The organism is Azobacteroides sp. (SeqCode) (assembly GCF_055395615.1).
On record NZ_AP014701.1, the window covers coordinates 785,872 to 798,942 of the forward strand.

Sequence of the window (13,071 nt, forward strand, 5' to 3'; positions counted from 1 at the left end):
ATTTGGGAAATGCAATTATTGTAGTTTAGTAAAGCAAGGAGTTTATAATTTTCCTATACGTTTGTCTTCTTTATTGAAGCTAACATATCAGTTAGTCGTTCTATATTAGATTTTGTAATGGCGATTCTTCCAGAACGAATAAATTGCAAAACTCCTATTTTTTTGCTTAATTCTGTAAATAGAATTTGTGTTTCTTCGTAGTGCCCCGTCTTTTCTAAAACAGTCCAAACTTCATTCATATCTAATATTCGGATATTATATCGACGAATAACATCTTCTACGGATTTTAAAGCTAGTAAACGAGGTGTAGAAATTTTGTATAAAGCTATTTCTTGAAAAAGAAGTTCTTCGTTTGTATTATAATAGGTTTTTAATATATCAACTCGTTTATCAATCTGTTTTACAACTTTATTTATGATTTCCTTATCAGTGAATGTGGTAATTGTAAATTTATGAATACCTGCAAGTGCAGATGGGGAAACAGAAAGTGTCTCTATATTTAATCCTCTTCGTGTAAAAATAATAGCTACTTGATTTAATAAACCAACAGTATTTTCTGAGAAAATAGTTATTGTATAAAGTATTTTATTTTCCATCTCCTAATAATATATTCGTAATACAAGCTCCTGCCGGAACCATTGGATAAACCATACTGTTTGGTAACACATTGGCTTCTAATAAATAAGCATTTTTTGTTTCCAACATTTCACAGATAGCTTCGTCTAATTCTTCCCTTTTTGAAATACTTCTTCCGGGAATACGATAAGCAGCTGCTATTTGAATAAAGTTAGGGTTAGTCATAGTAGTTTCAGAATACCGTTCGGAAAAAAATAATTCTTGCCATTGGCGAACCATTCCTAAATAATTATTATTCAAGAGGATGATTTTAATATCAATATTTGATTGCATGATTGTTCCTAGTTCCTGAATAGTCATTTGGAATCCCCCATCACCAACAAAAAGACATACTATACGATTAGGAGCTCCAAATTTCGCTCCTATAGATGCTGGTAACCCAAATCCCATTGTTCCTAATCCACCTGAAGTTACTACACTACGTGTTTGTTTGTATTTGAAGTAACGAATTCCCATCATTTGATTTTGACCCACATCTGTCACCAGAATTGCATTACCTTTAGTAGCTTCTGATACTTTATTTACTATTTCCCCCATTTTTAATGGGCCTGTCTTTGGATAGAGTTCTTTTTGGATAACTGTATTTATTTCCCATTTTAATGGAGATTTGAATGTTTTTCTCCAAGCTGTATGTTGTGTCTTTTTTAATAATTTGTTTACTGCTGGGAGGGTTTCTTTTACATTCCCTAAAACAGCAACATTAGCTTTAACATTTTTATTAATTTCTGAAAGGTCTATATCGAAATGTATAATTTTGGCTTGTTTAGCGTAAGTATTCAAATCTCCTGTAACACGGTCGTCAAAACGCATTCCAATAGCGATTAATACATCGCATTCATTAGTTTTTAGGTTAGCAGCAATATTACCATGCATCCCTAACATTCCTATATTCAGAGGTTCATCGCTTGGTAAAGCAGAAAGTCCTAGCATAGTAGAAGCAGCAGGAATATCTCCATATTGCAAAAAATTCAGTAGTTCTTTTTCAGCATTTCCTAAAATTACACCTTGTCCAACTAAAGCCAATGGTTTTTCAGAATAATTGATAAGATCTGCTGCAAATTGCAGATTTTCTTTGTTTGGTCTTGGTATTGGAATATATGAACGAATATGATTAATTTGAACTGGTTGATAAAAAAAATGTGATACTTGTGCATTTTTTGGAATATCCAATACAACCGGTCCTGGACGACCAGACGAAGCTATGTAAAAGGCACGAGCTATTGCCCAAGGTATTTCAGCAGCATTTTGTACTTGATATACCCATTTAGTAACGGGCTGAGTGATACCAATTACGTCTATTTCTTGAAATGCATCAGTGCCCAATAAAACAGAAGGTACTTGCCCAGCGATAACTACTATAGGTGTGGAATCTATCATTGCATCGGCAATTCCAGTAATGGTATTGGCAATCCCAGGACCTGAAGTAACTATCGTAACTCCCACTTTTCCAGAAACACGAGCATATCCTTGTGCTGCATGAATAGCTCCTTGTTCGTGACGGACAAGGATATGACGAAGTTTATCTTTATAGTCATATAAAGCATCGTAAATAGGTATAGCTTGACCACCTGGATAACCGAATATAATATTTACCTTTTCATATAAAAGAGATTCTATCAGAGCACAAGAGCCAGTTAGAAATTGAGTCGTTTTATGATCTGTTATCATTAATACTGTTTTTGATTCGAAGCTTCCAATCACAAAGATAAAATCATTTCTTTAAAATTTTAAAATTTTTACATTATCGTTTTGTGAATTTGGATAAATAAATAAAAAACAGTACTGAGGGTTTAGTATAGTTACAGGTACAGGGAAATGTGTATACTTTAACATTTTTTGATTTTTTAGTTAAGGTTAATTATTCTTAACTAGTTTTTTCCAACTACGTTATTAGGAAATAAATTGAAATTTCCTTAGTATTGCCCTTAAGTTTAAATTTTTTTATATAAAAATTGAGATATTTTCAATTATCGGTAAGAGCAAAAATATATTTGATATTTTTTATTTAGAATAGATCTATAAAATAAGTTGTTTAAAGTATATTCAATCGGTGGATTTTAAAAAAAAATCTTGTTATTTTTTTATTTTTGTATACCTTTAAAAATTTGTGAGGGAATTTGTATTGAGATAGAGAGATTATCCCATAAAAAATGGTAAAAAATTGTTCATATGAAATACTAGCTCCAGTAGGTTCATACGAATCCTTATCAGCAGCGATACAGGGTGGGGCTGACTCTGTGTATTTTGGGATTGAAAGATTGAATATGCGTTCAAATTCTGCTAGCAATTTTACAATAAAAGATATCTCAAAAATTGTCCAAATTTGTCAAAAATATCAAGTAAAAGCGTATCTTACTGTTAATACCATTCTTTATGATGGAGACCTTGCCTGCATGCGTTCGATAATTAATGCTGCTCGAGATGCAGAGATTTCGGCAGTTATTGTAACAGATGTAGCAGCAATGATTTATGCTCACAGTATTGGTATTCCGATACATCTTTCTACGCAATTGAATATTTCTAATATAGAAGCACTCCGTTTTTATGCGAAGTTTGCAGATGTGGTAATTTTAGCAAGAGAATTAACAATAGAGCAAATAAAAAAAATTTATGAACAAATTGTTACGCAAGGGATAAAAAGTTCTAAAAATGAATTGTTACGTATAGAAATGTTTGTACACGGAGCTCTTTGCATGGCAATATCTGGTAAATGTTATTTGAGTTTGCACGAAATGAATTTATCGGCTAATAGAGGAAAATGTAGTCAAATTTGCCGAAGAGGATATACTGTTAAAGATAAAGATTTGGGGATAGAGTTAGAGATAGATAATCAATACATCTTTTCAGCTAAAGATTTGAAAACTATACGTTTTATTGATAAAATGATAGATTCAGGTGTTGAAATTTTTAAAATAGAGGGGAGGGCAAGAGGTCCGGAATATGTACGAATAGTAACTGAATGTTACAAAAGGGCTATTAAGGCATACTGTGAAAATAATTTTACAGAGGAAATGAAAGATATTTTGGATGAACAGCTCAAACGTGTTTTTAATCGAGGCTTTTGGGATGGTTATTATTTAGGACAGAGACTGGGAGAATGGAGTAATTGCTATGGAAATGAAGCTTTAGAAAAAAAAATGTATGTTGGTAGAGTTCTTAATTATTTTTCAAAAATAGGAATTGGTGAATTTTTAATGGAAACACAAAAACTTTATAAAGGTGATAGGGTGTTGATTACTGGACCAACAACGGGAGCTTTATTTTTAATAGCTAAAGAAATTAGAGTGAATCTATTATCGGTAAAAACAACTGTACGAGGAGAACGGTTTTCCATGCCTGTATCTAAAAAGATACGTCCTTCAGATAAAATATTCAAAATAATAAATAGATAAATATTATATGGGGAAAATTTTTGAAATAGAAATGAAAGTGCGCGATTATGAATGCGATTCACAAGGAATTGTAAATAATGCTAATTATTTGCATTATTTTGAAAATACAAGACATGAATTTTTGCTCTATATAGGAGTTTCTTTTGCAGATGCCCATCAGAATGGGATAGATTCTGTTGTAACGCATGCTGAACTTGACTATAAATATTCGCTTCGTGGAGATGATATTTTCATTTCTTCTCTAATGATTGAGAGAAAAGGAGCAAAAGTTATTTTTCATCAAAATATCCGTCGAAAAATTGATAATAAGGTATGTTGTAATGGAAAAATAGAAGCTGTTATTTTAATTAACGGAAAACTCTCCAGAGGGAATTACTATGACAAGATAATGGAAAAATATTTTTTAATTGATAAAAAAGACATGTTTATTTATTAATATATCTATAGAATAATTTTGGAAAGCTAGCAATTTGCCACAAATTATAGGGAATAATTTTATTAAGTGTGCTTTTATAAAAAAAAATAAATCAAGTTATACCAATTACCTTATTATTGGTAATAGTGGTATGTTCTGTTTTTGTATGAGTATGTATCGTTTGTAGATTTAATAAAAAACAATTATCAGTATTAACTGACTAACCTATGTATCATAGAATTGGTTTGTAATTTTCTATAAAAAAAACTGTGAATATATCAAGGGTATAATGATATTTTCGTAAATCAGAAAATCAATTAGCTGTTTTATAACGGCTAATATTAGTATTATGAGAAAAATCAAAAATCTGATATAAAGTTAGTATTGCTTGCGAAACAGATTAAATAAAATTAACTTTCATATTAATTCATGAAGTAGATAGGGGTTTTATGAATTTGGAATTCCAAAAAATATAAAAGAAAAAAATGTTTTTACATATTGAGAAAGTTAATATGTATAGAAAATAATTCTTTTAGAAGATTTTTATTTCATCACTTATCAAATTGGTTTTCTAGCTTTTTTACAATTAAATATGTTGAATAAAAAGTGTGGGAATTTCAATGTGTGAAACTTGATTATTTTCTTATAGAAAGTGTTTATGAGATTGTAAATAACTGTAGTCAAATAACGATAAAAATTAGGGAATGGCATTTTTGAAATACTTATTACTATTGTACTTTATGGGTTTGTTAGTCGCGCTTTCATCTGATTTCATTTGTATGAAGAGATATCGTTTTCTTAAGAGATGACTTGGCAGCAGTTTTCATTTATCGATTTTATATACAATTAGTAGATATTTAAAAAACGATATATAAATGGATAAATAAAGCTAAAGATGTTTATGATTTTTTTTAAAAAAAATACTAGACGAAATAATAAATAATTAAACTCAATAAATAGATAATGAGCTTTCTTTTTTTAGAAAGTTGTCTTTTGGTAGAGTTATTTCTGATGAAGCTAGTATTCTGTTTATTTCAAACAATTATTAGTAAGTAGAAGAAGATTTTGCTGGTCGTATGTTAGCTTTTAGCAATGATGAGGAAGTAGATACAAAATTTTGTTCAAAAGTCCAAATTTATAGATAGGGAGTCCTCAAATTGAGGAGTAGATTGTTAAAATTAGAGAACAAAAGTAAGATTAATAATCTTAAAAAGGTTTTGGAAAAATAGGTTCATTGGATGAGTTAACTTTTTGATATTTATTTTTGTTTTTGTCATGAATTGCAGAGTTGATTTGAATTCTATTAAAAGAGTCACCTGCTTAATTAACCAAGTTTACTAAAAATAATAAGGAAGATTTAGGAATCTAAATGATTGGTAACTGATTTTCGTAAGTTCAGTTTGTTTCTTTTGTTACTTTCACATTTTGTTTGTAATAATGAGGAGCAACCATACTAAGACAAGCTTCGTTAAATTTGTCTTGAATGTTTTGTCTTAATTCAGAGAAAATTTGTACTAGTTTGTCAGCATCATTTATATATACATTTATCTGGTAGGTAGTATAAAAATCGTCAAAGTTTGTTTCAAGGACAAAAGGATGAGGTTCTTTTAATATGTTAGGTGTAGCTTCTGCACCGTCAAGAAGAATTTTATGTATAGTTCTCCATGGAGTATCGTACCCAAAAGTTACATCAAAATGTAAAATTAATCCATTTGTTTTTGCTGATTCACTTAGGTTGGTGGTTTGTGCATTCATCATTGTCGCATTAGGAATAGTTACTATTTCATTCTTTATAGTTGAAATGCGAGTTACAATGGGTGTTTTTTCAATGACATTACCAACAATGTCGTTTATTTTTATCATATCTCCTGTTTTGAATGAACGCATATAGGTAATAATTATTCCAGCAACCAAATTACCAATTGCAGAACTAGATCCAAGAGAAAAAAGCAAACCTACCAAAACTGAAATACCTTTAAATGCTTCTGATTCGGAATGAGGTAAATGAGGATAGATTAAAGCAATCATAAAAGCGTATAATAGAAATCGTATAATGCCTAGTGTGGGTTTTGCCCAATCAGGGTAAAACCCAGGCAGTTTTAGTCGCTCTTTTTCAATTTCTTCTGCTATTGTTTTAATTCCTTTTACTATGTAGCGAAATATTATCCAAATAATTATTATAGTAAATAAATTAGGCATGTAATGCATAATATCTGTACTAATTTTTTTTATTGGATTCAAAATATAAGAAAAGATTTGTATTGCTAGATTTTTTGTTTGCGGGAAAATGCTAAAAATAATAGAAGTAGATATTATTAACTGACTAATAATAGCAATAAGTCTCAATGCTTTCAATAATAAATAGATGATTCTTATTTGTCTTCCAACGTTGAGGAATTCATAGTTTTTGATGAAAATTGGTTTTAATCGTTTTTTTCTTATTGATTTTATTTTTTGTCGTAAAATCCAGTATCCTTTAATTGTAAATTGAAGGGAAACGCATTGGATTGTCAATATTAGTATAGCTAAAGAAATATTTTTAATTAGATTTTCTAATTCATGTTTTTTTTGTAGTGTTTTTAATGCTTTAACGATAATCACTTTATCAAAAGCAGCTAATTTTTTTCTAGATATTTGAATATAGTTAGCGTCTTTATCTGTTAAAGTCATCACAATTTTACCATCGTACATTATATTAGTTTTATAATTGTCTGAAAGCATGTAAACTTTATTTGAGTTTGTGTTAGATTTTTTACCTAATTTTTCAATGATAGATTGAATTTGAATTGCTCTTTGAGTAGGAAGTAATCCTCTGTAACTGGTATATACGTAAAATAAAGTATCTTTTTCTATGATTACAGGTATTTTGTCAATAGTTTTATGTAAAAAATTACTTTGGATATAAAATTGTATTTGCTTAATACGTAATGAGTCAATTTTTGAAATTCGGTGAGAAGCAAATAAAGGTATTAGCCCAATCCAATAAAAAATTAGAAAAAAAAAGATTTTTTTCATACTAAAACTTGTTTGTAATAATACAAATTTATAGAAAAAAGATTTTTAATCAATTATCTATTTATTCATTACTTTTGTTCTTTGAAGGAAAGAGGATATTATAAATAATCTAGAGATGATATTATTTTTCAAAGCATTTACTGATTCTATTTTAGCTGTACAAACAATCAAAAAATTAAGTAATACAAATGTAAATAAGTTAATTTGGCTTTTTACCGAAGCTGAATTATTGAAAGACAGTTGTATTTATACAACTGTGATAGGTCCTCGACGTGAAATGATTACTCCATGGAGTACTAATGCAGTAGAAATTACTCAAATTATGGGTATAAGAGGGATTGTGAGAATAGAGAAATTCCAAATTTTATCTAAAATTTTTTCTGAAAAAGAATTTAAAATAATGTACGACCCAATGTTGTACCAGTTATATCACAGTATTGGACAAGATGTTTTTTCTATAAATAAAAAACCAGAAGATATCTTTTTGGTAGAAGATATTGCTGCTTTTAATTTCCTTGAAGGATTAGCTTTAAGTGAAGAAGAAATAGATTACCTTAACGAGGTAAGCAAAAAACAGGGGAGGTATCTTACTGATAGTGAAGTGTTTGGTTTTTCACAAGTGAATTCTGAGCATTGTCGGCATAAAATATTTAATGGAACATTCATAATTAATGGGATAGAAAAAAAATCTACTCTTTTTCAATTAATTAAAAAAACATCTGAGAAAAATCCTAATTATTTGGTTTCAGCGTATAAAGATAATGTAGCTTTTAATCAAGGTCCATTAATAAGACAGTTTGCTCCAATTACAGGAGATAAACCAGATTTTTTTGAGATAAAGGAGATAGAAACTGTTATTTCATTGAAAGCAGAAACGCATAATTTCCCTACTACGGTGGAACCTTTTAATGGAGCTTCGACGGGAATTGGTGGAGAGATACGGGATCGTTTGAGTGGTGGTAAAGCATCATTACCAATTGCTGGGACAGCAGTATATATGACATCTTATCCTTGGTGCAGAGGAATAAATAGAGAATGGTTATACCAAAGTCCTGAACAAATTTTGATAAAGGCATCCAATGGAGCCTCAGATTTTGGAAATAAATTTGGACAACCTCTTATTTGTGGATCAGTTTTAACTTTTGAACATCAAGAAAATGGAAAGCAATATGGATACGATAAGGTGATTATGTTAGCAGGAGGAATAGGTTTTGCAAAAAAAAGTGATGCATTGAAAGGAGAAGTAAAAGCGGGAGAGAAAATAATTATTCTTGGAGGTGATAATTATCGTATTGGCATGGGAGGAGGTGCTGTATCTTCAGTTAGTACTGGAGAATATTCTAGTTCTATAGAGTTGAATGCTGTACAAAGGGCAAATCCAGAAATGCAAAAGCGAGTAGCAAATGTTATTCGTACTCTTGCTGAATCAAATAAAAACCCAATTGTTTCTATCCATGACCATGGTGCTGGAGGACATTTAAATTGTCTTTCTGAAATAGTAGAATCTACTGGTGGATATATAGAAATGGATAAGCTGCCAATAGGAGATATGACTTTATCTGCAAGAGAAATTATTGGGAACGAAAGTCAGGAACGAATGGGATTAGTGTTGAAAAAAGAAGATGTTAAGCGATTAAGTAAGATAGCAGCACGTGAGCGTGCACCAATGTATATTGTTGGTAAAACTACTGGAGATATGAAACTTGTTTTCGAACAAAAAGATAGAAAGCGCCCTTTGGATATGCATTTGGCTGATTTTTTTAGCAAACCACCTAATATGATTATTAAAGATGTAACTGTTGAAGAACTATTAAGAGAACCAAAATATGAAAAGAATAATATATATAAGTATATAGAGCAAGTGTTAAAATTGGAATCGGTGGCCTGTAAAGATTGGCTAACCAATAAAGTAGATCGTTCAGTAACAGGAAAGGTGGTTCGTCAACAGTGTGTTGGAGAAATACAGTTACCATTGAGTGATTTCGGCCTAGTAGCTTTAGATTATTTTGGACAAATTGGAGTTGCAATAACTATTGGTCATGCACCACAAATAGCACTAGCTAATGCTTCTATTGGTTCAATAATGGCTGTAGCAGAATCTTTAACTAATATTGTATTTGCTCCATTAAAAGATGAATTAGAAAGTGTTTTTTTAAGTGCTAATTGGATGTGGCCCTGTAAAAATAAAGGAGAAGATGCTCGTTTGTACAAAGCTGTAGAAGCTTGCTCTCAATTTGTTTGTGATTTAGGAATCAATATTCCGACTGGAAAAGATTCTTTATCTATGACACAAAAATACAAAAAAGGTGAAGTACATGCACCTGGAACAGTTATTATTTCAGCAGCAGCAGAGGTGTCAGATATTAGAAAAATTGTCTCTCCAGTTTTAGTTAACGATATTAATACGATAATTTATTATATCGATTTTTCTTCTGATATTCCTAAATTAGGGGGTTCTGCTTTTGCTCAATCCTTAAATACAGTGGGTCAAGATGTTCCGACAGTTAGGGATGTACAGTATTTTAAAAGAGCTTTCAGTGTTGTTCAGATATTGATAAAGGAAGAATTGATTTTGGCAGGACATGATATTTCGGCAGGAGGTATGATAACTACTTTATTGGAAATGTGTTTTGCTAATGCAACAGGAGGAATGAAGATTTGTTTATCTCTTTTAAAAAAAGGAAATGTTGATACAATTAAAAAACTTTTCAATGAAAATGTAGGCATCATTATCCAAGTAAGAGATAAAAAAAATGTTGAAAAATATTTGAATGAGTATGGAATACGGGGAGTTAATATTGGGGTTCCGATAAAAGAACGTTGCCTTTTATTATCTGATTCAGGAATGCAGTATTGCTTGGATATAGACAACTTTCGCGATGTATGGTATCATTCTTCCTATTTATTGGATAGAAAACAATCTGGAGAAATTAGCTCAAAAGAACGTTTTGAAAATTATAAACACCAAATATTAGTAAATATTTTTCCAAAATCGTTTTGTGGTAAATTGAGTAGTTATGATATTTTTATTAGTAGAAAAATTAAATCTGGGATTAAAGCTGCTATTATTCGTGAAAAAGGAACTAATGGTGAACGAGAAATGGCTTATGCTTTGCATTTGGCAGGTTTTGATGTGAAAGATGTACATATGACAGATTTAGCTACTGGTCGTGAAACGCTAGAAAAAATCAATATGATTGTTTTTTGTGGTGGATTTTCTAATTCCGACGTGTTAGGATCGGCAAAAGGTTGGGCAGGAGCTTTTCGTTATAATAAAAAATCAACAAAAGCTTTAAAAAATTTTTATGATCGTAATGATACATTAAGTTTAGGCGTTTGTAATGGCTGTCAATTAATGGTTGAACTTAATTTAATTTATTTAAACACTAAAAAAAGACCGTTGGTGCTTTGTAATAATTCACATAAATTTGAATCAGGATTTTTATCAGTAGAAATACCTATGAACTATTCGGTAATGTTTCATACATTGTCGGGTAGTAAATTAGGTATTTGGGTAGCTCATGGTGAAGGTAGATTTCAACTACCAATGGAGGAACAAGAATATCACATTGTTGCTAAATATGTTTACAGTACTTATCCAGGGAATCCGAATGGATCGGACTATGCTGTAGCCGGTATTTGCTCAGAAGATGGTCGTCATTTGGCTCTAATGCCTCATCTTGAACGAGCAATATTTCCATGGCAGTGGGCACATTATCCTCAAAATCGTAGTACAGATGAAATAAGCCCTTGGATAGAAGCATTTATCAATGCTCGTAAGTGGATTTTTAATAAATGTTGATAAATTTGAAAAAAATATTTTCTTATATTCTTCATTGTCATTGGAGAGAAAAATATGTTAAAGAATCGCATTTTATTCTTATACTTAGCTTTATAACTGGTGTTTTGACTGCGTTTGCAGGTATTTTTTTAAAAAAAATCATTTATTTTCTACAATATTTTTTAAAAAATGGTATAATCATTCAGTATGAATGGTTATACTTTATTTATCCACCGATAGGGGTTTTATTGTCTGGTTTGTTTGTAAAATACATTGTAAAAGATGATATAGGGCATGGAGTTACCAAGATACTTTATGCTATTTCTCAACGAAAAAGTCGTCTCAAAATTCATAATTTATGGACTTCATTAGTGGCAAGTTCTATTACAATAGGGTTTGGAGGGTCTGTTGGGGCAGAAGCCCCAAGTGTTTTAACAGGTTCAGCTATTGGTTCTAATTTGGGTAGGTTATTTAAAATGGAACAGAAAACACTTATGTTGCTGGTAGGTTGTGGAGCAGCAGGAGCCATTGCTGGTGTTTTTAAAGCTCCTATTGCAGGATTACTTTTTACAATTGAGGTATTAATGTTGGATTTGACTACTACTTCTGTTCTTCCACTCTTAATTTCTTCTATAACAGCAGCTAGTATTTCTTATATTTTTACAGGTGTTGAACCGATGTTTAAATTTAATCAGACAATAGCTCATGAAATAAAAAATGTTCCATATGTGTTGCTATTAGGGGTGATTTGTGGATTAATCACTGTCTATTTTGTACGAGTGTTAGTTTTGTTAGAAGGTATTTTTAATAATTTGAAGTATTACTGGCAACGTTTTGCTTTAGGCACATTTATGTTAAGTATTCTTGTTTTTTTTTTTCATCCTCTTTATGGAGAAGGTTATGAATTCATCAGTGATATCATAAATAACCGATACGACCAAATATTCAATAAAACATTTATTTCCAGTATGAATATTTTTGAAGGAGTTGCTCTTTTTTCTGTACTTATTATTTTTACAAAAGTTTTTGCTACAGGAGCTACAACTGGAAGTGGTGGATGCGGAGGAGTTTTTGCACCATCATTATTTTTGGGCTGTTTTGTTGGGTTTGTTTTTTCTCATTCGTTTAATTTTTTTCTAGGAAAAATTATCTTCTTGCCAGAAGATAATTTTTCCTTAATAGGAATGGCAGGTATGATGTCAGCAATAATGCACGCTCCATTAACAGCAATTTTTTTAATCGCTGAATTGACAGGAGGATTTGATCTTTTTCTACCATTGATGATTGTTTCTAGTAGTGCTTATTTCACTATTTTACTCTTTGAAAAATACAGTGTTCATTCTATTCGTTTAGCAAAAAGTGGTGAACTTCTTACGCACGACAAAGATCGTGCTGTATTGACTTTTTTGCATATAAACACACTTGTAGAAACTGATTTTCAAGTCGTTTCTCCAGATATGACATTAGGAGATATGGTTAAAGTTATTGCAAAGTCTAATCGGAGTATTTATCCTGTTGTTGATAATAATGGTATTTTATTAGGCATTGTATTATGGGATAATATTCGTAATATTATGTTTCGCCCGGAATTGTATGAGCGATTTAATGTTGAAAAGTTTATGATTTCTCCTTGGGCGGAAATCAGAGATGACATGTCTATGGATGAAATTATGTATTTGTTTGAAGATAGTAAAGCATGGAATCTGCCAATTATAGATAAAGAAAGACATTATGTTGGGATGATATCCAAATCTAAAATATTTAATGCTTACAGAGATATATTGCAAAGGAATTTTGCTGAAGATTAATCATTTCTATTTTTTTATTTTTAT

At 30.6% G+C, this 13,071-nt stretch carries 7 protein-coding genes; 4 read left to right on the forward strand and 3 right to left on the reverse strand.

Annotation, left to right across the window (positions count from 1 at the left end):
* Positions 1-53: 53 nt before the first annotated feature.
* Positions 54-596 (reverse strand): acetolactate synthase small subunit, encoded by a 543-nt coding sequence (gene ilvN, locus ACZ5QM_RS03195; protein ID WP_464182601.1) that lies wholly within the window; start codon positions 594-596, stop codon positions 54-56.
* Entirely contained in the window at positions 586-2,304 is a 1,719-nt protein-coding gene (gene ilvB, locus ACZ5QM_RS03200) for a biosynthetic-type acetolactate synthase large subunit (protein ID WP_464182602.1), read from the reverse strand. Before ilvB ends, ilvN begins: the two co-directional genes overlap by 11 nt.
* A 482-nt stretch (positions 2,305-2,786) precedes the next feature.
* On the opposite strand from ilvB, the gene ACZ5QM_RS03205 reads away from it, so the two are divergent.
* Entirely contained in the window at positions 2,787-4,028 is a 1,242-nt protein-coding gene (locus tag ACZ5QM_RS03205) for a peptidase U32 family protein (RefSeq protein ID WP_464182603.1), read from the forward strand.
* Between the two features lie 7 nt (positions 4,029-4,035).
* Positions 4,036-4,464, forward strand: a complete 429-nt coding sequence (locus ACZ5QM_RS03210) for an acyl-CoA thioesterase (RefSeq protein WP_464182605.1) — start codon at positions 4,036-4,038, stop codon at positions 4,462-4,464.
* A gap of 1,374 nt (positions 4,465-5,838) precedes the next feature.
* Here the strand turns inward: ACZ5QM_RS03210 and ACZ5QM_RS03215 are convergent.
* On the reverse strand, positions 5,839-7,458 hold the full coding sequence (locus ACZ5QM_RS03215; protein ID WP_464182607.1) for a mechanosensitive ion channel family protein: 1,620 nt from the start codon (positions 7,456-7,458) through the stop codon (positions 5,839-5,841).
* Between the two features lie 115 nt (positions 7,459-7,573).
* Here ACZ5QM_RS03215 and purL point away from each other — a divergent pair, with 115 nt between their 5' ends.
* On the forward strand, positions 7,574-11,260 hold the full coding sequence (gene purL, locus ACZ5QM_RS03220) for a phosphoribosylformylglycinamidine synthase (protein ID WP_464182608.1): 3,687 nt from the start codon (positions 7,574-7,576) through the stop codon (positions 11,258-11,260).
* Complete coding sequence (locus tag ACZ5QM_RS03225; protein WP_464182610.1) at positions 11,254-13,047, forward strand: chloride channel protein; 1,794 nt, start codon at positions 11,254-11,256, stop codon at positions 13,045-13,047. The genes purL and ACZ5QM_RS03225 overlap by 7 nt, the downstream gene beginning before the upstream one ends.
* Positions 13,048-13,071 lie beyond the last annotated feature (24 nt).